Source organism: Neobacillus paridis (assembly GCF_016765675.1).
Lineage (GTDB): Bacteria > Bacillota > Bacilli > Bacillales > Cytobacillaceae > Neobacillus > Neobacillus paridis.
Map to the genome: position 1 here is coordinate 741,824 of NZ_JAESWB010000168.1, position 23,662 is coordinate 765,485.

At 39.3% G+C, this 23,662-nt stretch carries 24 protein-coding genes, 1 pseudogene and 1 riboswitch; of the genes and pseudogenes, 18 read left to right on the top strand and 7 right to left on the bottom strand.

Features of this window, described 5'->3' with window-relative positions:
• Window positions 1–330 precede the first annotated feature (330 nt).
• From JK635_RS12600 to JK635_RS12620, 5 genes are all read left to right on the top strand, one after another.
• Window positions 331–1,764, top strand: a complete 1,434-nt coding sequence (locus JK635_RS12600; protein WP_202654270.1) for an aspartate ammonia-lyase — start codon at window positions 331–333, stop codon at window positions 1,762–1,764.
• A 95-nt stretch (window positions 1,765–1,859) separates the two neighbouring features.
• Window positions 1,860–2,615 (top strand): IclR family transcriptional regulator, encoded by a 756-nt coding sequence (locus JK635_RS12605; protein ID WP_202654271.1) that lies wholly within the window; start codon window positions 1,860–1,862, stop codon window positions 2,613–2,615.
• 295 nt (window positions 2,616–2,910) lie between these two features.
• Window positions 2,911–3,387, top strand: a complete 477-nt coding sequence (locus tag JK635_RS12610) for a CarD family transcriptional regulator (protein ID WP_202654272.1) — start codon at window positions 2,911–2,913, stop codon at window positions 3,385–3,387.
• A gap of 275 nt (window positions 3,388–3,662) precedes the next feature.
• Complete coding sequence (gene cshA, locus JK635_RS12615) at window positions 3,663–5,138, top strand: degradosome RNA helicase CshA (RefSeq protein ID WP_202654273.1); 1,476 nt, start codon at window positions 3,663–3,665, stop codon at window positions 5,136–5,138.
• A gap of 219 nt (window positions 5,139–5,357) precedes the next feature.
• A complete protein-coding gene (locus JK635_RS12620) occupies window positions 5,358–5,558 on the top strand; it encodes a cold-shock protein (RefSeq protein WP_202654274.1) in 201 nt (66 codons plus the stop codon).
• 125 nt (window positions 5,559–5,683) lie between these two features.
• Here JK635_RS12620 and JK635_RS12625 read toward each other — a convergent pair whose 3' ends face one another.
• Complete coding sequence (locus tag JK635_RS12625; protein WP_202654275.1) at window positions 5,684–5,812, bottom strand: hypothetical protein; 129 nt, start codon at window positions 5,810–5,812, stop codon at window positions 5,684–5,686.
• 131 nt (window positions 5,813–5,943) lie between these two features.
• A riboswitch (cyclic di-AMP (ydaO/yuaA leader) is annotated at window positions 5,944–6,086 on the top strand.
• A 150-nt stretch (window positions 6,087–6,236) separates the two neighbouring features.
• Here JK635_RS12625 and JK635_RS12630 point away from each other — a divergent pair.
• Window positions 6,237–8,063, top strand: coding sequence for a potassium transporter KimA (locus tag JK635_RS12630; RefSeq protein WP_202654276.1), 1,827 nt, complete (start codon window positions 6,237–6,239; stop codon window positions 8,061–8,063).
• A 375-nt stretch (window positions 8,064–8,438) separates the two neighbouring features.
• Here JK635_RS12630 and JK635_RS12635 read toward each other — a convergent pair whose 3' ends face one another.
• Genes JK635_RS12635 through JK635_RS12645 form a run of 3 tightly spaced genes read right to left on the bottom strand, consistent with a single transcriptional unit; the run spans window position 8,439 to window position 12,250 of the window.
• Window positions 8,439–9,608 (bottom strand): Ger(x)C family spore germination protein, encoded by a 1,170-nt coding sequence (locus JK635_RS12635; protein WP_202654277.1) that lies wholly within the window; start codon window positions 9,606–9,608, stop codon window positions 8,439–8,441.
• On the bottom strand, window positions 9,609–11,165 hold the full coding sequence (locus tag JK635_RS12640) for a spore germination protein (RefSeq protein WP_202654278.1): 1,557 nt from the start codon (window positions 11,163–11,165) through the stop codon (window positions 9,609–9,611).
• Window positions 11,162–12,250: a GerAB/ArcD/ProY family transporter gene (locus JK635_RS12645; RefSeq protein ID WP_202654279.1), complete on the bottom strand. Its 1,089-nt coding sequence runs from the start codon at window positions 12,248–12,250 to the stop codon at window positions 11,162–11,164. Before JK635_RS12645 ends, JK635_RS12640 begins: the two co-directional genes overlap by 4 nt.
• A gap of 439 nt (window positions 12,251–12,689) precedes the next feature.
• Here JK635_RS12645 and JK635_RS12650 point away from each other — a divergent pair, with 439 nt between their 5' ends.
• The 5 genes and pseudogenes from JK635_RS12650 (at window position 12,690) to JK635_RS12670 (ending at window position 15,063) form a co-directional block, all read left to right on the top strand.
• Window positions 12,690–13,055: a DUF2089 domain-containing protein gene (locus JK635_RS12650; protein WP_202654280.1), complete on the top strand. Its 366-nt coding sequence runs from the start codon at window positions 12,690–12,692 to the stop codon at window positions 13,053–13,055.
• A gap of 12 nt (window positions 13,056–13,067) precedes the next feature.
• Window positions 13,068–13,487: an SHOCT-like domain-containing protein gene (locus JK635_RS12655; RefSeq protein ID WP_202654281.1), complete on the top strand. Its 420-nt coding sequence runs from the start codon at window positions 13,068–13,070 to the stop codon at window positions 13,485–13,487.
• Window positions 13,488–13,496: 9 nt separating this feature from the next.
• On the top strand, window positions 13,497–13,778 hold the full coding sequence (locus tag JK635_RS12660) for a hypothetical protein (protein ID WP_202654282.1): 282 nt from the start codon (window positions 13,497–13,499) through the stop codon (window positions 13,776–13,778).
• A 220-nt stretch (window positions 13,779–13,998) separates the two neighbouring features.
• Window positions 13,999–14,334 (top strand): annotated as a pseudogene (locus tag JK635_RS12665) (DNA alkylation repair protein); the annotation flags it as partial.
• 234 nt (window positions 14,335–14,568) lie between these two features.
• A complete protein-coding gene (locus tag JK635_RS12670; protein ID WP_306792939.1) occupies window positions 14,569–15,063 on the top strand; it encodes a DUF4871 domain-containing protein in 495 nt (164 codons plus the stop codon).
• Window positions 15,064–15,153: 90 nt separating this feature from the next.
• On the opposite strand, the gene JK635_RS12675 is transcribed toward JK635_RS12670, so the two are convergent.
• Window positions 15,154–15,981, bottom strand: a complete 828-nt coding sequence (locus JK635_RS12675; protein WP_202654283.1) for a GNAT family N-acetyltransferase — start codon at window positions 15,979–15,981, stop codon at window positions 15,154–15,156.
• A 74-nt stretch (window positions 15,982–16,055) separates the two neighbouring features.
• Entirely contained in the window at window positions 16,056–17,051 is a 996-nt protein-coding gene (locus tag JK635_RS12680; protein ID WP_202654284.1) for an NADPH:quinone oxidoreductase family protein, read from the bottom strand.
• A gap of 216 nt (window positions 17,052–17,267) precedes the next feature.
• Between JK635_RS12680 and JK635_RS12685 the strand changes: the two genes are divergently transcribed.
• The 6 genes from JK635_RS12685 to sstT all read left to right on the top strand — a co-directional run bounded on the left by JK635_RS12685 (window position 17,268) and on the right by sstT (window position 22,534).
• On the top strand, window positions 17,268–17,426 hold the full coding sequence (locus JK635_RS12685; RefSeq protein WP_202654285.1) for a YjcZ family sporulation protein: 159 nt from the start codon (window positions 17,268–17,270) through the stop codon (window positions 17,424–17,426).
• 605 nt (window positions 17,427–18,031) lie between these two features.
• Window positions 18,032–18,496, top strand: coding sequence for a hypothetical protein (locus JK635_RS12690; RefSeq protein WP_202654286.1), 465 nt, complete (start codon window positions 18,032–18,034; stop codon window positions 18,494–18,496).
• A gap of 330 nt (window positions 18,497–18,826) precedes the next feature.
• The gene (locus JK635_RS12695) at window positions 18,827–19,615 is read left to right on the top strand and encodes a hypothetical protein (protein WP_202654287.1); all 789 of its coding nucleotides are present in this window, start codon (window positions 18,827–18,829) and stop codon (window positions 19,613–19,615) included.
• Window positions 19,616–19,620: 5 nt separating this feature from the next.
• Complete coding sequence (locus JK635_RS12700) at window positions 19,621–20,079, top strand: hypothetical protein (protein ID WP_202654359.1); 459 nt, start codon at window positions 19,621–19,623, stop codon at window positions 20,077–20,079.
• A gap of 246 nt (window positions 20,080–20,325) precedes the next feature.
• Window positions 20,326–21,054, top strand: a complete 729-nt coding sequence (locus tag JK635_RS12705) for a TerC family protein (protein ID WP_202654288.1) — start codon at window positions 20,326–20,328, stop codon at window positions 21,052–21,054.
• Window positions 21,055–21,295: 241 nt separating this feature from the next.
• Window positions 21,296–22,534: a serine/threonine transporter SstT gene (gene sstT / locus JK635_RS12710; protein ID WP_202654289.1), complete on the top strand. Its 1,239-nt coding sequence runs from the start codon at window positions 21,296–21,298 to the stop codon at window positions 22,532–22,534.
• Window positions 22,535–22,586: 52 nt separating this feature from the next.
• Here the strand turns inward: sstT and JK635_RS12715 are convergent, their stop codons facing one another.
• On the bottom strand, window positions 22,587–22,763 hold the full coding sequence (locus JK635_RS12715) for a hypothetical protein (protein WP_202654290.1): 177 nt from the start codon (window positions 22,761–22,763) through the stop codon (window positions 22,587–22,589).
• Between the two features lie 441 nt (window positions 22,764–23,204).
• On the opposite strand from JK635_RS12715, the gene JK635_RS12720 reads away from it, so the two are divergent.
• The gene (locus JK635_RS12720) at window positions 23,205–23,624 is read left to right on the top strand and encodes a hypothetical protein (protein ID WP_202654291.1); all 420 of its coding nucleotides are present in this window, start codon (window positions 23,205–23,207) and stop codon (window positions 23,622–23,624) included.
• The last annotated feature ends 38 nt before the right edge of the window (window positions 23,625–23,662 follow it).

A 23,662-nucleotide genomic window follows, 5' to 3' on the forward strand; every position in this document is an offset into this window, starting at 1 on the left:
TCACATCTAAAATTTAAATTTCCATTAATTAATAGGCCCTGCTATCTTAAAACATTTAATCCACTAACATTTAACCGTAAGTTTTATATGTAAAATTTCGCAAATCCATTACGTTTAGTTTAACATAAAATTCCACAAAAACTTCAATTAAACGGTTCGGTTTTCCCAAATTTTCTTGAAAAAACCTTCCAAATTAACTTGAGAACAATTTAGACAAGGAATATAATGATAGTGATCTCATTATTTATAATTTAATCTCATGATATGAGATATACTAAAATTAATTTTTCCTACCTCAGTGTTGGACGGTTAAAAATGGAGGGCCAGAAAATGAGAAAAGAAAAAGATTCTCTTGGCGAAATGGTTCTGGAAGATGAAAGGTATTACGGAATCCAGACGGAGAGGGCTCGTACCAACTTTCCTGTTTCGGGCATCAATGAAAGTGCTTATCCAAAAGTCATTCATGCCGTTGCTTGCATTAAAAAGGCAGCTGCAATGGCTAATCATCAAATTGGACGGTTAGACGCTGAAACAGCCAAGGCAATTGGGAGAGCGGCAGAAGAAATTTTGGAAGGGAAAATGGATGACCAATTTCCGGTTGATATTTTTCAAGGAGGGGGCGGGACTTCATTAAATATGAATGTAAATGAAGTCATCGCCAACAGGGCCAATGAATGGTTAACCGGAGAAAAAGGCTACACCAGCGTCCATCCGAATACCCATGCAAACATGGCTCAATCAACAAATGACGTTATACCAAGTGCGATACATATAGCTTGTTATGATTATATAGAGGATTTAATTCCAATCTTGGAGCAGTTAGAACGAATATTGGAAAGGAAAATAAAAGAGTTTGAGCATGTGGTCAAAATTGGCAGAACCTGCTTGCAGGATGCTGTACCGATCACATTAGGACAGGAATTCAGCGGTTATAAAGGATTTGTTGAAAGGAATATCCTTGAGTTAAGAGAGGTTCAAAAACATTGTTTGTCTCTGCCACTGGGAGGAACAGCCATTGGAACGGGGATTGGCGTTTATCCGGGTTATGTAGAAGCAGTTTATGAGCATTTATCATCAATCACGGGCGTTCCTTTTCATCAAGACAGAAACCTTTTTGACGGGATGCAAAATGGTGATTTTTACTTAAAAGTGTCAGCTGCCTTGAGAGGGTTAGCCTCGGGATTATCAAAAATGGCCTCTGATCTTCGTCTGCTATCATCGGGACCGCGCGCGGGTCTTTCCGAAATTTCTCTTCCGGCCGTCCAGCCGGGTTCATCGATCATGCCGGGAAAAATCAATCCCGTCATCCCGGAGATGGTGATGCAGATCTGTTTCCAAGTATACGGAAATGATACGGCTATCATGCTGGCTGCGGACCGCGGTGAATTAGATTTAAATGTATGGGAACCGTTAATCATTAAGAATCTTTCCGAGTCGTTTGAATGGTTAACCAACGGAATTCGCATCTTTATTGAAAAATGTATCAAGGACATTAAAGCCAATGAAAAAATTTGTGAAGAAAATGCCCGTTCATCATTAGCTCTATCAACCGTCATTGCCGCTCTATTCGGCTATGAAAAAGCATCTGGTTTGGCAAAAGAAGCCTATATAAAAGGAAGCACCATTAAAGAAATCGCTGTAGAAAAAGGAATTCTTTCAGAGCAGGAGGCCCATTTGCTGCTTGACCCGTTCGTCTTAACGGAGCCGGAAAAAAGCAGCCCGTTATTTACCGATTATTTAGTAGAGCATAGGATGGAAAAATAGTCTTCCGCCTGCCCCTTGAAAGAGGGGGGAGCATGGTCTCAGTAAACGATACAATGAATTGAATCCAAATAGTGTTTAAGGAAAGGACCAATGTAATGTCAGAACTGTTAAATAAGGCCTTTACGTTATTATCCCTATTAAAGCCGCGTGAGGGAAAAAAAGAATGGGGAGCAGCGGAATTAGCCCGTCTGGCAGGCTTTAATCCGGCAACCACCCACCGTATTTTGCAGGACTTGCAGCAGTATGGTTTTGTCAGTCAAAATCAAGAAAACAAAAAGTTTTTTCTCGGCCCTTTTTTGATCGAATTGGGGTTTCATGCCCAATCGCTTTATTCCATCAAAGATGTGGCGCGCCCCTTCATGGAGGAGATACAAAATAAGACAGGGGAATCGGTCTATTTGAATATTTTGGTTCATTCATACGAAGCTATGCTGATTGATTCTGTTGACAGCGACCATCAGTTGAGAGTATATGAACCCATTGGCCTGCGGCTTCCGCTTCATATCGCTGCCACCAGGAGAGCGATTCTTGCTTTTATGGAGCCGGGTGAGCAGGAAGCGTATCTTAGTCACTTCAAAATTGAATTAAGAACCCCCAAAACGATACACAGCAAAGAGGCTTTGGTTGAAGAGTTAAGTCTGATCCGTGAGCGAGGTTATGCCGTTAGCTTTGGGGAAACAACCTTAGGTACAGCAGGCGTGGCAGTCCCTATTTTGGGGCCACGGGGTGTAGAAGGCTCCCTCGGAATAGCCACTCCGGAAGTTCGGCTTAACGATGAAAAAATTGCCGAGTACGCAGAATTGCTAAAATGTAAGGCGAAATCGATTGGAGCTTTAATCGGCGGGAGTTGATACCCTTTAAATATCTTTTGAATTATTGATATAATTAAAATTAATGAAATGTTATTCAGTAATTATATTTTCCTTAGGGATGATGGTATGGCAATGTCAAATGAAGAATTTCAAGAACTAAAAAATACAAAGGTTGCTTTATTCCTTTGTATTTTTTTGACTTTTCATTAGCCGAAAAAGAAATTCTAAAATAAAAGTGTTGATATAGAATGATAAATGGTGGTATAATAATTTATTTGCTTAAAAATGTCCTATGTGTTATGCTTAATAAGGTTTCAAATTTGGAGGTGTTCAAATGTTTCATGTTGGTGATTCCATTGTTTATCCAATGCAGGGGGCCGGTGTGATTGAAGCAATAGAAGAAAAAGAAATTCTAGGTGAGAAACATCGGTATTATTTGATAAAAATGCCAATCAGGGACATGCAAGTAATGATTCCTACTGACAAAGTAAAAAAATCACGAATTCGCTTAGTTGCCGATATACCTACACTTGAACACGTATTGGACATTTTTCAATACGGGCAAACAGATACAACACTCTCAATGAAAGAAAGATACAAGATTAATACAGAAAAGTTGAGAACAGGCAATATTCAGGAGGGTGCGGAAGTTGTCCGTGATTTAATGCGCTTAAACAAAAAGAAAACTCTCAATTCAAGCGAAAAGCAAATGCTTGAGAGTGCACGGAAGATTTTCATTAGTGAACTAAGCATCATTAGAGGGATCACTGAAAATCAGGCAATAGATTTATTAAATAAAAAGGTTGGATGAGTGCCTTTTTAAAATATCCTAAAATGCTTTATTGTTAAAAAATTTTTGGTAACATCAACAATCAATATGTCAGTATGCATCCGAATAAATGGGTGCTTTTTTATTAGGAGAGAAACATATTTAAAAATAAATCATCATATTATGAACTTTGTTTATGATAATCGTGTAAACAGGGTCTTTCCTAATTAGCTTGTAAAAATTAATAAATATGTGCATTCTAACAAGAGGTTAAGTCCAATATAAAAAAGAGTAAACAAATAAAAGGGGATTGAGGTATGACTACATTTCAGGAAATGGGCATTAGTGAACCCATTCAACGAGCGATTACGGATATGGGGTTTGAAGAAGCATCTCCTATTCAAGAAAAAGCCATCCCCATTGCTTTGGCAGGGAAGGACATTATTGGTCAGGCACAAACAGGTACAGGTAAGACAGCTGCCTTCGCCATACCTATCTTGGAGAAAGTGGATACGAGTAAAAAATTTGTTCAAGCGATTGCCATCGCCCCGACAAGAGAATTAGCGATTCAGGTTTCAGAAGAGATCAATCGGCTTGCGAAATACATGGGCATATCCTCACTTCCTATTTATGGAGGACAGTCTATAGATCGCCAAATTAAAGCATTAAAAAAGGTCCCACACATTATTACGGGAACACCTGGGAGACTTTTGGATCACATTCAACGTAAAACATTGAAGTTAGATCGCATCTCAGCGGTGGTATTGGATGAAGCTGATGAAATGTTAGATATGGGTTTTCTGGAGGATATCGAACGAATCCTCAAAGAGACCCCTGATGAAAAACAAACTTTGCTATTCTCTGCAACCATGCCCAAACTGATTCAAAATCTTGCTGAAAGGTTTATGAACAATCCGGAGTTAATAAAGATTAAAGCGAAGGAAGTTACCTCTCCAACAGTTAAGCAAATTTATTATGAGGTTAAAGAACGGGATAAATTTGAAGTCCTTTGCCGTCTACTAGACGTGGATAATCCAGAATTAGCCGTAATTTTTGGAAGAACAAAAAGACGCGTGGATGAATTAAGTGATGCATTGAATAAAAGAGGGTATCTTGCCGATGGGTTGCACGGAGATTTAAATCAACGACAGCGAGATGTGGTGATGAATAAATTTCGTGAGGGAAACATTGATATTTTAGTGGCAACCGATGTGGCTGCAAGAGGAATTGATGTATCGGGGGTTACCCACGTTTACAATTTTGACATCCCCCAAGACCCGGAAAGTTATGTTCACCGAATTGGCAGAACGGGGCGGGCAGGTAAGACAGGGTTAGCCATTACATTTGCTACACCGAGGGAAATCGGACAGATTCACAGTATTGAAAAAGCGTCAAAAGGGCATATCCAGCGCAAATCCATACCGACTATAGCAGAGGCAAGGGAGTCAATACAGAGAGCCGCAATCGAAAAGATGATTCAATTGGTTGAAGAGGCGGATTACAAACAGTTTAAACAAGCAGCAAGTGAATTGCTCGAACAATACGACTCGATCGCGTTAGTTTCCATTGCCTTGAAATTGTTGTCGAAGGAACAGAAGGATATTCCTGTGGAGCTAACTTCCGAGGCACCGAGATATGCCAATAAGTCTAAAGGAAAAGGACAAGAAAAACAAAGGAGAAACTATAAGGGGAATAGGGAATTTGGCGTAAAAGGAGGCAATGGTAAACGTAAAAAAACTTCCAAGTCCTCACGAAAAAAAGAAAGAATACCTTTATCTGGAAAAAATAAGTAGGATATTCTGTATCTCATCGCTCTTTTTTTGTACTCGTACCCCAAATTCAACAGTTAATAGTAAACATCCTTGCAAAAACATTCAAAAAATGCTATTCTTTAGAAGAATTATTTTTGTTCGGTGTAAGGGATAGTATCAGTTAAGCTTTTCGTCTTGATCATCACTGAGAGCAAGGATAGTATTAAATTGTGTTTATTTACACATTAGGAGGCAACACAAATGGAAAAAGGTAAAGTAAAATGGTTCAACAGCGAAAAAGGCTTCGGATTCATCGAACGTGAAGGTGGAGACGATGTATTTGTTCATTTCTCAGCGATCCAAGGCGAAGGGTATAAAACTCTTGAAGAAGGTCAAGCAGTGACTTTTGACGTAGAGCAAGGCCAACGTGGTCCCCAAGCTTCAAACGTTCACAAAGCTTAATGATAAGAACAAATATTAAAAGACTCTTTTAGAGTCTTTTTTTTATTGAGCTAAAAGATGAAGAGGAATACAAAAAACCGCATTATGCGGTTTGAAGTCAGTAATGCGAAAACCTTTTTGTCAACTTACTCTTCATCATGGTCTATGGGTTCCGTCATTTGTTCTTTGGTTGGCTCACCATATAGCTGGTTGATTTCTTTCACTAAGTGATCTAAAAATTCATCAGATAAAATGGGATTCTTTTCTTTGAACATGCTATCCTCCTTTGGCACGAGTGAAATGATCTATCCACGTATCTAACCTTTCCGTTCATTCTCGGTTTTAATCATTTTAAAAAAATATTTACATTTTCTGAACATGGGAGTAAGATAATCACAGTTTCAATTTTCTTAAATCGCTGAAACCATTAGGTACGGGGGAACCATTTTTGTGGGTTGTGACTGACCCTAGGGGTGAATCCTTTCATGGTAGGGCTACTCAAAGGTCCGAATCCGACAGCTAACCTCGTAAGCGTTATATTGAGAAGGAAGGTGGAGCTTGTGACAATCGTAAATTGATGTGTCTACAGGTCTATTTCATCTGACTTGTAGGCACTTTTTTATTTCTCTCCTGTTAAGAGTCTATCCTTAACAAGGGCAAATATCTTATTGATACACATTTTATGGTGGTGAGGATTGAATGTTTACATCTATAAAAAGGCTTTTAATTGGACGGCCATTAAAATCCTATGAATTAGGGGAACAGAAACTAAACAAAACGAAGGCTTTAGCCATTCTTTCATCAGATGCCCTATCATCTGTGGCCTATGGCCCTGAGCAAATTTTGATCGTCTTATTTACGATCAGTTCAGCAGCATTTTGGTACTCCATTCCGATCGCAGTGGGTGTACTCATTCTTTTAACAGCCCTGATATTGTCTTATCGGCAAATTATCTTTGCTTATCCTCATGGCGGTGGGGCTTACGTCGTTTCAAAGAGCAATTTAGGTATCAATGCAGGTTTGGTTGCTGGAGGTTCCTTATTGGTGGACTATATCTTAACTGTTGCGGTAAGTGTGTCTTCCGGGACGGATGCAATCACATCTGCTTTTCCTGCTTTACATGGCTATAATGTGGAAATTGCCATTGTATTTGTCCTGTTTATCACTATTTTAAACTTAAGAGGAGTAACGGAGTCGGCTTCCGTATTAGCCTATCCTGTTTACTTATTTGTTTTTGCCTTGTTTATCTTAATTGGTGTAGGGATTTATAAGATTGCATCGGGAGGGGTTCCTCCGCATTTACACACGCCCATTGGCACACCAGTGGCAGGGATCAGTTTGTTTATCCTTTTAAGGGCGTTTGCATCAGGAAGTTCTGCCTTAACAGGGGTGGAAGCGATATCGAATGCCATCCCGAACTTTAAAGCCCCTGCTCCAAAAAATGCTGCGAAAACATTAATGGCAATGGGAGCGCTGCTAGCTATCCTGTTTTCTGGAATTGTGTTTTTAGCCTATTACTATGGAATTGCCCCAAGTGAAAAGGTGACCGTTGTTTCGCAAATTGCGGAAGATACCTTTGGGCGGAATTTTGTCTATTTCTTTATTCAAGGAACGACCGCGTTGATCTTAATTCTTGCTGCGAACACTGGATTTTCTGCTTTCCCGCTGTTGGCTGTTAATCTGGCGAAGGATAAGTTTATCCCAAGAATGTTTCTGATTAGAGGGGATCGATTAGGATATTCAAACGGCATTATCATACTAGGAATTTCCTCTATCCTTTTAATCATAGCTTTTCATGCAAAAACAGAGCATCTGATCCCGCTTTATGCCATTGGTGTCTTTTTGCCTTTCACTTTATCCCAGTCCGGCATGATGGTGAAATGGTTGAGAGAAAAGCCGCAAGGGTGGGTTCCAAAATTTTTCATCAACACAACTGGTGCCTTGATTAGCTTTACCGTCACGATTATTTTCTTGGTAACAAAATTCACGCAGGTATGGCCCATCTTAATTTTCTTACCTGCCATTGTTTACCACTTTCATCGAATTAGAAAGCATTATGAAGCGGTTGGAGACCAGCTTAGCCTTAAAACGTGCGAACCATCTTTCCCTATTGAGGGTAATGTGATGATCGTACCTGTTGCTGGGATGACGCATGTTGTCGAGAATACCTTAAATTATGTTAAATCCCTTTCTCCTGACCAAATTATTGCGGTCTATGTATCATTTGACAGAGACGATGAGAAACAGTTTGAAGAGAGATGGAAGAAATGGCAGCCTGACGTAAGACTGGTGACACTGTACTCGTATTACCGAAGTATTATCAACCCATTGACGAAATTTGTCGATATTGTAGAGCATAAAGCTCGGGAAGGGAATTACCGGGTAACGGTGGTCATCCCACAATTTATCCCTAAAAAAGGCTGGCATAATATTCTTCATAACCAATCAAGCTTACTGATTCGAACATTCCTACTGTATCGGAGAAATGTAGTCGTTACAACGGTCCCGTACCACTTGAAAAAATAAGAAACAAGGACTGCATATGTTTATGCATTATGTTAACAAAAGAGCAGGCTGATTGAAGAAGGAATTTGTTTTTATATGGATTAAAGATCCAGAAGGCAGACTGGTTGAACTATGGGAGAAATAACCGGTTGTAATGATTCATATTTGGGGTTCCACCAACAAAACGCGGAAAACATACGCTAAGCAAAATTCGACATGCAGAAAGCCGATTTTTCCTACGCTAAGGATTCATCGGCTTTATTTTATTCGATAAGAGAATTATGGTGTAAAGAATTTAAGATACATTAGTGGCTTCCCCCAATTCTTTGAACTTACATACGCAGCATCGCTCGTGGATTTTAACGTGCGAAAATAACTTTGTTGAGGATACCCTTATTAGTTACTGTTATCGGAAAACCTATCTACCGTCCTTCCACTGTTCGTAATATTCACCTTTACATTGATTTTCTGAAGCGATGAACCATCTAAAGGAACCTTGCCAGATTGTCTAAGTCTTTGCCATTCCGGCAGTTGTTTTCGATAAAGGGAATCCAGCAGATTAAGAACATCCGTGTTCTGCTTGAGCCCTTCCCTATATGTCTGCCTAATCTCTTCACGGATCAACTTTTCAGATTTGCTTTTTAATAATGACTCGGAGGCCCCCTTTCCTATTTCAATAATGTTGCCTTTTACTCTAATAGTAAGGTTGAAATAAATCTTACCGTTACGAACTACCGGAACAATCTCATGTTTTGGATGCTCGAATATTATACTGGCAACAGGCTGTTTTTCCGAACCTATTACAAGCGGGGCACGGGCCGTTCTCCGTTCGATCCAGCGGAGCCCCTTCGCTTTTGTTCTAGGTAGCCAACCGTTCCACTTTCCATTTTTAATGAGTCCATAACCTTCTACTTCAAGAGCACTATACTCTTGCTTTTTGTCAACCCAATATCCCTTAACTGTGTTGATTATGGGTAGCAACGGGGTTTTAGCATGTTCCTTCATCTCGGCAATGAGCCGGTATAACTGTTTGGGGAGTATAAAAGAACTTTGTTCATATGCGTCACCCGGGTCACCAAGTTGTGAATAGACAGGCGAAGCTTCCAAAATGGGCGAGGCAAGAAGTATATCTTTGACCGGTGCCCGAGTTCCGAATATCCACAGCGTATACCGGAATTCGTTAAAGCGGGTTAATAGGTCTATGCCTTCATGGATGCCAAGCTTCAATACTGATTCACTTAGGATCACGGTATTAAGATGGCCCCAATAAATTCTTCGTTGTGAAGTTTTGTACAAATTATGAAGAGCTGTCTCGATCGTATTTCCTTGCCCTTTTCCTACCCAAGCTCCTTCTGTGGTCTCACTTTTCCCTCCGCTGCTTTCCTGTTTACCCAATGTAGAAAAATCCAAAATTTGCACATAAACATTATATTTTCCATCCAAATAGTCGATTCCCACTGCATGTGCATAAAACATATGTTCCACTTCCTTGGCATTCCAACAACCCGATAGAAGGGGAAGAAACAAAATAGCAAATATTGCTTTTCTCCAATCATTTCTTTTCATTTATTTCTGATCCCTTCTCCTTGTTGCATCGACGGTGTTCAGCATTTTCGGACGCTTTTTCATATAGACAGCCGGAGCACGAAACACTGCTTGAACAATATCACGAAAGGAAATGGGGGAAATGGGGGCAAGGTAAGGAACCCCGAAAGAACGGAGATTGGCAAGGCTAATCAGAATTACGATAACGGCAAGGAGAAGTCCGAATATCCCTAAAAAAGAAGTGACGATTAGGATTAAAATCCTGAGAATACTTACGGCTCCGATCAAAGACTGATTCACAAGAGTATCTGTGGCCACTGCAGTTGTCGCAATTACTACCAATAACGTTGGGCTCGTGAGCCCTGCGCGAATGGCGGCGTCTCCAATGATCAAACCGCCCACTACAGCAAGCGTTTGCCCGATAACACTTGGAAGGCGAACCCCCGCTTCCTTAAACAGTTCGAAGGCAAGTAACATGAAAATGCCTTCTATAGGAGTGGGGAGTGGCACCCCTTTTCTTGACATTACAATGGTGGCCAGCAGTGTCAAGGGAAGTTGATCCTGATGATATGTAGCGATACCGATAAAAAAACTCGGCAGGAATAAGGCGATGCACAAGCCTAGTGCTCTTAAAAATCTACTGAATGCAACACCTGAATATGGATTATGAAGATCCTCAGCAGACTTAAATAGGAGCGTTAAATTGACCGGAGCAATGATTGCTGTTGGAACACCGTCAAGAAGAATGGCAAAGCGACCTCTCAGTAAGGTGGAGACCAAATAATCCGGCCGGCCTGTGTAATCGAAAAGCGGAAACAAACTCCATTTTGATTCGGCCAGCCATTCCTCTAGTTCATTGCAGCTATATATAGCATCCATGTCAATTTCAGAAAGCCGATATTTAACTTCTTCCACTACTTCTGAACGAACGACATCCTTTATGTATAGGAGCCCTGCCTTCGTTTGGCTGCGCTTCCCTAATGTATATTGTTCATAAGACATAGAATGGGTCCGCAATCTTTTCCGAACCAACGCAACGTTTGCGGAAAGATCTTCAATAAACCCGTCTCTTGGCCCACGTATGGAAACCTCCGTATTAGTCTCCTCAGGTTTTCTGTTGGGGGGGTTTGAAATGTTGAGGGTAAAAGCGGATGCCAGCCCATCAAAAAACAAGATCATTTCCCCGTTAAAGACTTTCTGTTCAAGGTTATTCAGTAGCACTTCCTTTTGTAACGAGGATATGGGCCACTGAGAGAGCAGCACATCTTCATTTAAAAACTGGGACCCAATCTCATCAAGACATTTGCTTAAGCTTGGAATGATAGTTTCATTAACCCGTTTCGTATCGGATAACCCTTCACAATAGACCATCAGGACGCAAACCACCGGTCCCTCGTGAAAGCTTATTTTCTCAACTTTAACATCTTGGCAATCTTTGAAAGTTTCCTTAGCCCATGTCTCATTTTTCACCAAAGAGGAATCCACATATTGGGGTTTCGCTCCGGCAGACGATTCCTGATTACTTTTTGCTTGTTGTTCCTTTTGAAAAAGGTTAGTGATAAACTGCCAAGTTTTCATGACTCCACCTTCTTTTTTGTTTGTATCCATGCTGTTGAGGTAAGTAAAGCAGATAAGAGTAAAATTAATAGCAGTATATAAGGCAGGTATACCTTCGATAACAATATCATGAACGTTTTATCGCTAATGGGGACTTGGGATATCGCAATCAGAAGAACAAACAACACAATCAAGTAACCGGTTCGTTTTTTACTCTTCGGTATGTTCAAAAGTTCCGGGATTAAAAACATTCCGAACGATACCCTTATAAAAGATCCGACGATCCATTGATAAATAGATAAAAAGTCGACATGTTCAATAAAATGTTTGAACGTGACCAACCTCCATTGTTCAAATGCTGGGAAACGCATTCTTGCAGCTTCATACGGCCCAAAAATCGCAATCGCCCCTGTTAGAGGACCAAGTGTCAATTCCACCAACATCATTCCTGTTATTAGAAGGGGAAAAAACCTTATTTTTGACTGAATTCGATGCTGCATAAAAACAAAATAGAATATTCCAACAAACCCTGATCCTGCGTACATCATTCCTTTTAGGACAGATTCAGATCCGTGCTCAAAAAGAGGAAACAGCATGGAATAATCTTTATGGGGAAAATTTGAAGCCATAACAATGAAGCCAAACACGATTACAAGGGGAAGCAGTATCCCATTCACAATCGCAATGGAACGCAATCCAGAATGAACAATATAAAAGGAGACCAGTGAAAAACAGAAAACAAGGACCAAATTTGGTGTGTTCGGCAGGTATGTAATATTAGTCCAGTAGGTAACATCCCGAATAGTCGTGGCACACATGAGAAACATTTCCATAAGGATAATCAGGATAATTAAATAGGCAAATATAGGCCCTAAAAGTTGCTTTAGCCAAAGGAAAAGGTGCTGCTGTCCGCTTCCCTTCATGATGAAAAAAATGAGTGGAATCCAAGCTAGCAACAAAATCCCTGAGAACAACACAGAAATCCACGAATCCCGTCCTGCTGTTTGAAGCAATATTGGAATGACGATTACGTGATCTAGTATTCCTATGGCGGTAATTATGATCATAGAGGCTTGAAGGATACTAATCGTTTCAGTCTTTTTCATACCACGAACTCCCTTAAAAAACAGGAAATTTTTTGTGTTTGTATTTTTTACCAAATATTGTTTTTTATACACTTTCCCTTTCATGCTGAATCAATCAGATATATTTGCTTTAACTACCGATAACGCTTGATTATGAACAAAAATACCCTTCGGTTAAGTTTAACCTGGGAGGAAATGGGCATTTTCTACTTTTTAAGAACACCTTAACTTAAGACGGTTTAGTTTGAATAATGAATGCAATCCGTTAAATCAGGGCCGGAGAACATGATTCCATCATGCCACCGGAGAACAGACCAATATCACCTGCTTAAAATTAAAAAAATAAATAAAACCATCAAAAATATTAAGGTAAGAATAAATAAAATTAAAATTATTTATTTACATATTAATTTTATTGAATTATAATCAAATTAAATTAAACTACAGAAAGGATTTGATTATGACCTATCCAGTGATTACAAATTGTCCGGTATGCAGTCATAAGTTGAAGGTTACGAAGCTGCGCTGCGAACACTGTAGCACAACAATTGAAAATGAGTTTGAAATGTCGAAATTAGCATCGCTGTCCAAGGAACAGCTGGACTTTGTCGAAGTATTCTTAGTATGCAGAGGAAACATCAAAGAAGTTGAAAAAGAACTTGGGATCTCATATCCAACGGTTCGTGGCAAGCTAACAGATATTATCACATCATTAGGCTATGAGCCAAAAAAGAAAAATGAAGTGGATGAGAAAAAGATCGTTGCTATGCTGGAAAATGGAGAGATCACTCCGGAAGAAGCGATTAAGCTTCTAAAAGACGAATAGGAGGAGAATGACATGAAAGAAGAAATTGCAAAGGTTTTGGCAATGGTACAAGAAGGTAAAATCGATGCAGAAAAGGGCTCAGAGCTAATTGAAGTCTTGAAGGAAAAGGAAGAAAGCAGCAATATACTTACAAAAAAAACGAATTCTTCAAGGGATGACGGGCCGCGGACATCGAAATATTTGGACAAAATGCTAAAGATCCGTGTTGAGTCATCAGAAAATGACAATGTTAAGATCAATTTGCCAATCAAACTTGTCAAGGTTGTTCTCATGGCCGGACACAGCATTGCCTCAAGCATACCCGAGTCAGAGAAATATTTGAAGGATATTGATATTAACATGATTCTTGAAGCGATTGAAAACGAACTGGATGGTCAAATTGTTGATATTAAAGCAGCAAATGGCGATACCGTTTCAGTCATCATCGAGTAGAGGACGCAGATGCTTCATGTTAGAGTAAAATCAAAAGATGTAAGTTTCTCAGTTCCCATTCCATCCATGATTTTGAATTTAGGCATTTCCATTCTTTGTTCAAAAATGCTGCAGCAGCATGTGAACGAATGGTCAAAGGCATATATCGAAAAAAGTAAAATTCCTTTTGTCATCCCCCCACTCGATAAATCGGCTTTAAAACGGATCGTCGATGAACTTAAAAATCATAAAGGGATTGTGCTGGTCGATATTAAAGCAAAGGATGGAACTGAAGTCAAGATCAGACTTTAATTCTAATTTTCAAAACTTGTCCTATTATTTAAAATTTTTTAGCAAACATGTCGAAAAATCCTTTGGCACCTAACCAACGGATCAAAACGCTGGTAAATCAATATTTATAGAGAGAGGAAGAAGTATGAGTGATTCTGGCGATTTCTGTAAAAAGGTAAAAAAATCCTTTGAAGCCAAGGAAATGAATAGTTATTAATATGAAGGAAGGAAGTACACAACGATGGATTTCGAAACAGTGATGCAGGAGCTTAAAGCCCTCGGCAAGGAACGAACGAAAAGAATGTACATATCCAATGGTGTACATGAGCCGCTTTTTGGTGTGGCTACAGGTGCTATGAAACCAATCGCAAAGAAAATAAAAATAAATCAACCTTTAGCGGAAGAGCTTTATGCCACAGGTAACTATGATGCCATGTACTTTGCAGGCATTATTGCAGACCCTAAAGCCATGTCTGAGTCGGATTTTGATCGTTGGATGGATGGAGCGTATTTTTATATGTTGTCTGATTATGTAGTGGCCGTCACGTTATCGGAGTCAGATATTGCACAAGAAATATGTTAGATGTTAAAATCAGCTGGGCATCAGCGAGTTCAATAAACATAATCTGACGATCGATTTGGTTTGGAGCTATTCATATCTGCTCACTAATCCACAGACGACGCAAACTCACATCTATAAAATGACCAAAATAAAAGGAGTTTGATTTGGATTATTCTCAGGTAAATCAGAATATTACGAAACCTAACCTCTTTTTTTTCGTCTAGAAATGAAAAGGAGGTTATTTACAAATTGATTGTTATAAAAAGATTTTCAGTATTTTTATTTCTGATTGGGATTTCACTGTTAATGGGCTGCACATCAAAAGAAACAGAAAAGGATATGAAGTTACCAGAAGGGATTCCTGATTTTGTTCAAGAAAGTGATGTTAAGGGGATTGATTGGGACAAAAAGGCCGTCACTTTAAAAAACAACATAATCGGGAATAAAAATAAATCAGGTGTCATTGGCGCGGATATGCCAAGTTTAAGCCCTCAAAAATGGATGTGGCATTTGTGGGGCATTGAAAGTCCTAAAAATTTAACGGTTGTAGGATATCATAAAGAAACAAAAACCGTCCATCAAATATTAACAACAGGTTGGACAATTGAACTCGGCGGTCCAAATAATGGAGCAGATGCCCACGCACCATCCAATGTCAAGATTCCAAAGCCAGGAGAATGGGCGATCCTGCTTTATACGGATAAAAAACTTTTTGATATATTAGTTTACGAAATCAATGAATAAATGACTAAAATACCCCCTAGACTTATATAGTTTAGGGGACAATTTTTTAATTAAGATAATACGGTTGGCCTTTAGTAAGGTCCAGGTTAACTATTTCGTGTATAGATAATAATCCTGGGCCTGGTAGCTCTTAAACCCGCAAGAACCATAGAGTCTTAGGGCGTGGGCGTTCTTGGCTTCGACTTCGAGGAAAATTGACAGTCCTTTTTGCTGTTCCATTTTTACCACTTTAGATAGGGCCTTTCTGCCGATACCTTTTCCTTGGAGTTCGGGATAAACAGCAAATCCATAGATCCATGCTTCCCCAATCAATTCGGAGACGCGCATTTTACCGGCTGTTTTTCCATTTGCTTCAATGATCAGCCTTTGGTCACTGCTGTATTCCCTGATCATGTCGGCAAAATCCCGAGCTTGTTGCTCGCTAAAGCCAAAGCTGTGGATATCGAGTTGGATTTCGGCTTCCTCATCTTCCTTTGTTACCGCTGGTCTTACGGTAATGCCCTCATCCTCGACTAACTTTGTCGGATGCCATTTCATTTGATATTCGGCAAACGAAAAAGAGCAGGGAATGGTCTTTAAAAACTCTTGGGCAGAAGATGAACTTTTTGGAGCATTTAATAAAATGGTTTCAGCCTGATGTTTCTTCGCCTCGTCAATTCCCATTTTCAGCAGACGTGAAAAGATGCCCCTTCGGCGGTAGTTCGGATGGACCATGCCGCAAAGCTCAATTTTTTTACCAAAACCATAGCTTCCTAGAAAGCCGACAAGCTGGCCGTTTTCAAAATGGAAGAAATCCTCTTGGCGGTTCCCGGTTCGGTTTTCGAGCATGTCGAAATTCAGCTTTAACTGAAATCCACCGTCCTGTTCACAAACCTGTTGCAGTGCTTTAATATCTGCTAACTCTTTCTTTGTCAGCAATCACTTCACCCCTTTGTCAATTAGAGCACGGGACTGTCTTAAATCAGGAAAATCTAAGACAGTCTTTTCGAAAATTAAACTTGTACGATGGTTCTGCCAATTGCTTCGCCTTTTAGAAGAGTAGGGAGGACCTCTGGGAGTTGTTCCAATCTGATTTCCTGCTGGATCAGCGCTTCTAAATGGATTGGTTTAAAATCAGTTGCCAGGCGCTCCCAGATTTTTAGCCGCGTCTCCATTGGACAATAGACGGAGTCAATCCCAAGTAAATTGACGCCTCTTAGGATGAATGGAAAGACAGTCGTCGGAACCTTTGTTCCCCCGGTCAAGCCGCTTACCGCTACCGACCCGCCATATTGGATTTGGCTTAACATGGCTGCTAACTGCTCACCGCCAACAGGGTCGACAGCAGCTGCCCATTTTTGTTTCCCTAATGATCTTATTTTTCCATCAAAAACATCTTCGCGAGGAACGATCGTGTTGGCTCCTAGTTTTTTCAAAAAGTCATGCTGCGAGCTTTTGCCAGTACTGGCGACGACCTTGTATCCGAGTTTTGCAAGTATCGAAACGGCAAAACTGCCGACGCCGCCAGTTGCTCCGGTAACGAGGACCGGTCCTTTTTCTGGCGAAACATGATTTTCGATCAATCGCTGCACGGATAAGGCGGCCGTAAATCCGGCAGTTCCGATCGTCATCGCTTCTTTCAGGGATAGCTCCTTAGGAAGGGGGACAACCCATTCTGCCGGGATTCGTGCATATTCACTGTAACCGCCGAAATGGGAAACCCCGATTTCATAGCTCGTTGCAATGACTTCGTCGCCTTCCTTAAAACGGGGGTCGGTTGACGAAACAACAGCACCGGCCAAGTCAATTCCCGGAATCATCGGATAGGTTCTGACAATGTTACCATCAGGGATCGCTGCAAGACTGTCTTTATAATTCACCCCGGAATAGTGGACACGGATGACAACGTCTCCTTCCGGTAAGTCATTCAATGTAAGGTGGTTTTGGATCTCTACTGAAAATAGATCGTCCTGTTTATTGACGATCAATGCTTTAAAAGGCTGCGCCATGGTTATTCCTCCTTGAATCCTAGAAGAAAGTTCTCTCCTCTAGATAAAAAATTTCCTTTGTTCATTATATCGTATTGGTGGTACGAAAAAATAGTCAAACCTGCGACAATTTAATGACTTGAAATTTTTCCACCATTAACAGGTGCATGTCCAAGCAAAATTATTAAATGGACATATTTTGTCTATATATACGGCAGGTTGAAGGGGGGTAACAGAATGAGCAAGACAGAAGGTACAGGAAATAGCTTTGCTTTAATTGTCGTTCTGTTCATCTTATTAATTATTGTTGGGGCAGCCTATGTAAACCAAGGCGGTGGAGGAGGAGATCCAGTATTCATTGGTTTCTTTCCATTCTTCCCGTTCTTCTTTTGGTAGTCGTATCGGTAGACAAAAATGTCAATCTCTTAAAAACTCGTTTCTGGTGGTGGCCCGACATTGTTTGGGTTCGCCAGCAATACATACGTTAACCAGCTATAAAATTTTTAGCGAAAAATGGCCTTATAGTAACTTCGCGCCTAAATACAGAAAACGATTTCAAATTGGATATAGGGAGCCGCTTTTTGCAGATTTGCTTGTTTTTAGTACTAAACTTATTTTTTTCACAAGACTATAAAAATAAGTTTACCAATATGTTAATGGAACATTATAATAAAATAATGATATAATCAAAGTTGTAGAATTCTTTAGGGAGTGAAGGAAATGGATTACGGACTTTTCGTTCTTTTAGGTTTGTTTTTAGCCGCCATGGTCGCGTCTTCGGTCATGTTTAGTAAAATGATGAAGGAATAGCCCGTACATATTCTGTTTTGAAGTATGGGCATATGAGTAATATTTTTGTGCATACAAGTCAAAAGGGCCCCCTGTGGGCCCTTTTGGTTATAAAGTCTATTCTTTTAATACTCGCTTTGCTCCGGCATAACGATCATATTTGGATAATTTGCAAAAAAATTACACACTCTATAAGTATTGGAGGTGTGTGAATGAAAAACTCGAAATTATTGTTAATAGCTATAGCGGTTATTCCTTGGTTAACCATACCATTATTAGGTCGAAGGTCTTTCAGGACATTTTTTCCAGCCTCATTATTTATGTATATTTTTTCAAAAGTTGTGTCTGTAATTGGTAAAAGAAAAAAATGGTGGGGGCTTTATGAAGGAATACCGCCTTTAAATAGTATGGATTTTTTTATGTTAGGTCCTTATTTTATCACCAGTTTATGGATGTTAAAATGGTCTTATGGAAAGTTTTCTCGTTTTTTAATTTATAATGCTCTTCTTCATATAGTGTACATTTTCTTAGGATTAAAATATATGAAGCGGTATAGAATACTAAATGTTAAATTATCTAAAATTCAATATCTGGGTTATCACTTTTCGAGAACACTCCTTTTATATGCATTTGAATTTATTAAGAGGAAGCTGAAAACAAGTATGCTATATATTTAAAGCTTTTTAATCCATTTTACTATTGTTTGTAATCATGGTATTAAACGTAACTAATAAAAACAAAACAACTACGAGAACATTCTTCAAGATGAAGAGTGCTATTTCATTTTTCAAAATCAAGATTGTGAAATATTACAAGGGCGTTCTTCACAATCTGGCGCTTTAATGAACTAACTCAAGCCTAATTTTTCACTTAAAACATCGAGAAATTAGGTTTTTTGTATTTAGATTTCCTTAACGTTGTAAATCTGCATTTTCCTGACGGTATCCCAAGAATAAATATATCCAACTTTGGAAAAATACTATAAATAATTCCTGAAGGTGGATGAAATGAACAATTACACAAATGATAACACCTCCAGAAGATATAAGGCCCATGTTAGTATTTTTGGAACAACACAACTGCATTTGAGAAATCCCTATATTATTGCTTGGTGGTCAGCAGCGTTTCCGGGATTTGGGCATATGTTGCTATCTAAATACCTTAGGGGGTATGCATTGTTTATTTGGGAAGTGGTCGTTAATGTGAATGCCCATGTTAATTCTGCAATGATTTATTCCTTTCAAGGGAATATAGACATGGCAAAGGAAGTGTTAGATACAAATTGGCTTCTAATGTATATTCCTGTTTATCTTTTTGGTATTTGGGACAGTTATCGGACAACTGTTGATATGAATAAGGTTTATCTTTTAGCCGATCGAGAGGCACACCGTTTTAATTTATTTTCATTAGGAGCGTTAGAGATTAACTACCTGGATAAGCGAAATCCCGTCCTTTCAGTTATGTGGTCATTGTTTATCCCGGGGCTGGGGCAGCTGTATATTCATAGGATTTTAACAGCTATATTTGTGATCATTTGGTTAGTTGTATTTTTTTATTATTCACATGTTCAAGAGGCGATCGGACTCCTGTTTTTGGGTAAAATCAAAGAGGCTACCTCCGTTTTAAAGCCGGAATGGCTCCTTTTTATCCCTTCACATTACGGTTTTGCTACTTATGACTCTTACATGAATACGGTCGAGAATAACAAGCTTTTCGAGGAAGAATTACGAAGTTATTTGATGGAAAATTATCAAACAAAAGGGTTCCAAATCCTAAAAGGACAAAAAGTGAAGTGATACATTTGCAGCTTTTTTCAACATTTGAAACAACCGAGCTTTTAGAAATGGCCATTTCAACCATAGAAAAGCAAGGAATTCCAAAGGAAAGTATATTTGCTGTTCCTTTGGATAACAGAAAAGAGGGCCGAAAAATTTTTGATACGCTGCATCTCTCAGATGGTACATCCCTTATTGATATAGGTATGGGTCTTGCTACGGCTTTATCGGTTATTGGAGCAAGTATCGGATTTAAACTATCCTGGGGTCCCATTTATTGGGGATTGATAGGGGCATTTGTTGGGTTTATGATTGGCTTTGCGATTCGCCTTTTTATCGAATTAGTTGTAAAGAAAAACAAGAGAGTGTTTAAAGGTAAAATTTCTGAAATCATTCTAATAGTTGAGTGCGAAGAATCACAAGCTGGATTAATTGAGGATATACTTTGGAGTCATTTGGCCTTAGGAGTAGCAAAAGTAAAATGATGAACCCACATTAGTTGAAGCGTATATAACAAAGATTGTATTGAATATGACAAAATTATAAAAATATAGGTTTAATTGTATTTGTTTGATAGGTTGGTGGTATTTGTACTTGTTTCCATTCATATATTTACAAGCTTTACATACATTTAGAATAAGTATGGAAAATGAAAACGAAACGAAAGCGGACAAGCTGCGCCAATTGTTCCTGTCACGATAAAACTAAATGAAGGGATTTAAGATGAGCGGATGGAAATCTTATCTGAAATGATCAGAACGTATAGTACTTTTTTTTCATTAGAAACATTCGAACAAGTCGTCACCAATCCAGCCAGCTGGGGAGTTATTGGGACGCTGATTATCCTCGAAGGGTTATTGTCCGCAGATAATGCTCTCGTTTTAGCTGTGATGGTCAAGCATCTGCCGCGCGAGCAGCGCAAGAAGGCCCTTTTCTATGGAATTTTCGGTGCCTATTTCTTTCGCATCGTCGCGATTGGGCTGGGGGTTACTCTGATCAATATCCCGTGGATCAAAATTGTCTGCGGCCACTATTTGCTGCTGATTGTCCTCCAAAACCTGTTCCTGAAAAGTGATGAGGATGATGTCATTGCCAAAAAGAAAATTGGCTTCTGGCGAACGGTTCTAACGGTCGAGCTGATGGATATTGCCTTTAGTATTGACAGCGTGATTGCCGCTTTTGGAGTTTCCAATCAGGTTTGGGTGTTGTTCCTTGGCGGTGTGCTGGGCATTTTAATGATGCGCGGCGTCGCCCAGATTTTCTTGAAATTGATTGAAAAAGTCCCAGAATTTGAAATCACCGGCTTTATCTTGATTGCGATTATTGGCGTAAAAATGATTGTCGCGGCATTTGGGTTCCACATGAGTCAAGTGCTGTTCTTTAGTATTTTAATCGCGATTTTCTTGGGGACATTCATTGTTCATGCACTTGGAGGAAAATCAGGGAATGAACCGACATAAAATATCAATGTGGCGGAAAGGTATTTCCGTCATTTTTATTTTAGAATAATAATTATTTGGAAACTCATGATAAAAAGATAATCATCATACCCACTTGTATTCTGAATCTTGAAACTATTCAAACGTTTGAAATTCAAAAAATATTATTGTAAGATATCTAAATATTCATTATAATACTATTTATTAGTTTTGAATCAGATCATGATTGGCAGTGATATTTTACTAGTGGGGGAGAAACTTCGTGAAAAATCTTTTGAAAAAATGGAATCAAATCAGTCTTGTGAAACAGATTATCGTCGGTTTGATAATTGGAATTACCTTGGCTTTAACGATTCCGAAAACAGCACAACCGATTGTCATATTTGGTTCTTTATTTGTCGGTGCATTGAAAGCTGTGGCGCCAATTTTGGTCCTGTTTTTAGTGATGTCGGCGATCGCCCAGCATAAAAGCGGTCACCAAACGAATATGAAATCGATCATTGTTCTTTATTTATTAGGCACTTTTTTAGCTGGACTGTTTGCCGTTATTGCCAGCTTTATTTTCCCAGTAAGCTTAAAACTGGGGGCAGGTGCTGGAGATGTAACCGCTCCGGGCGGAGTTGCCGAGGTTCTCAAAACATTGCTGATGAACCTTGTCGATAACCCGGTAAAAGCAATTTATAATGCCAACTATATCGGTATTTTAGCATGGGCTGTCGTTCTTGGCTTCGCGTTAAGAAATGTGCCGGATACGACAAAAACGGTACTTGTCAATTTCTCCGATGCCATTTCCAAAGTGGTAACCTGGGTGATCAAATTTGCGCCGCTCGGCATCATGGGGTTGGTTTTTGAATCGATCACGACTAACGGACTTGAAGCACTATTAGGCTATGGAAGATTACTGACTGTGTTGATTGGCTGCATGGTTTTCGTCGCACTGGTTATCAATCCAATCATTGTCTATGCGGGAATCCGGAAAAACCCATTCCCATTGGTCTTCCAGTGCTTAAGAGAAAGCGGGATTACGGCCTTTTTTACGCGCAGCTCAGCCGCCAACATTCCGGTGAATATGAAATTATGTGAAAAACTGGGCCTGAATCGGGATACCTATTCTGTCTCGATTCCGTTAGGTGCTACGATCAATATGGCGGGTGCCGCGGTGACGATTTCTGTCTTGACCCTGGCAGCGGTTCATACACTCGGGATTCACGTGGATATCCCGACAGCCATTATCCTTAGCGTCTTGTCTGCAGTTTGTGCCTGTGGGGCTTCCGGGGTCGCCGGCGGTTCGTTATTATTAATTCCGCTGGCATGCAGTCTGTTTGGAATTTCCAGTGATGTGGCAATGCAGGTGGTCGGTGTCGGCTTTATTGTCGGAGTGCTGCAGGACTCCTGTGAAACCGCATTGAATTCATCAACAGATGTGCTTTTCACTGCTACAGCTGAATACCGCCAAAGACGAAAGGAAAGAAAAGCTTTCGCAGTGAAAAAATCGGCTTAATGCAAAAAGGCACAACCATCGCTCACACGGCGCTGGTTGTGCCTTTTTAACATTAATCAATGTAACCTTTTTCCTTTAAACAAGCATGGGCTTCGCTTTCTTTTTCCTCTTTAATTTGATATTCCAGCTGTCCCTCGACAATTTTAGCACAGCGCCCACCAAATGGTTTTAAAGCTTCTTTGATTTCTTTTACATCAACATTTTCTTTTACCGGATAAAATACTTTCATTGAAATACACCTCCACTGTTAACTATAGAAAATTGGCATTGTTTTTGCTGTGATAAAAATTACAATTTGAGTAACGAACATGGCCAATTTTTCTTGATGAGAAGAAAGAGGCGGCAGTAGACAAAGTCAGGCGCTAATCGGGTGTTTTGCCCATCCTCCCGAAAAGGTGGACTAATGGGTCATCAATGAGACTATATTAACGAGACTATATTTTGTATTTTTACTCATTACTTGTACAAGAGGATGGAAAACAATAATTACATGCTTACTAGTTAGTATTTTGGTAATTTACATTAATAAAATTGGTCTAATTTACCTATATTTGAAAAAATCAACCAACATTTGTAATTTTTATGGTAATATATTGTTATGAATGAAAATACATTATTCAGATAACTTTATGTTTACTCAAATCTTTTATTTTATAAATGGAGGCCGATTATGAATCATTATCCTCTTAAAAATAACATTAAGAATATTTTATTACTGAATGGATTTCTAATAGTATTGATGATACTAGGTGCTTGTACAGGTGCAAAAAGCTCAAGTGGGCCAGAATTTAAAAAACAATATTTTGAAGGAAAAAGTGATAATTGGTCTGTGAAAATTGAAAGCAAAACGGATAGTTACAGGCATTACACTATCTCTTATATCGGAAAAGGAAATCAACCATTAAATTTTAAATATAATATAAAGGCATTTTCATCTAACCCTAATTCTGGAGATGGTGAATTAAAAAACGATAATAAATTTGAAATTGATGAAACTTGTAGCGGGGCATGCGATGACCTTCCTGACAGTATTCCAATTCAAATTCAATGGGGAGGAAAAAAGGAAGAATTTGTAATTAGGGAAAAATAGAATATTAACAAATGAAGCAATGCACCCTCTGCATTGCT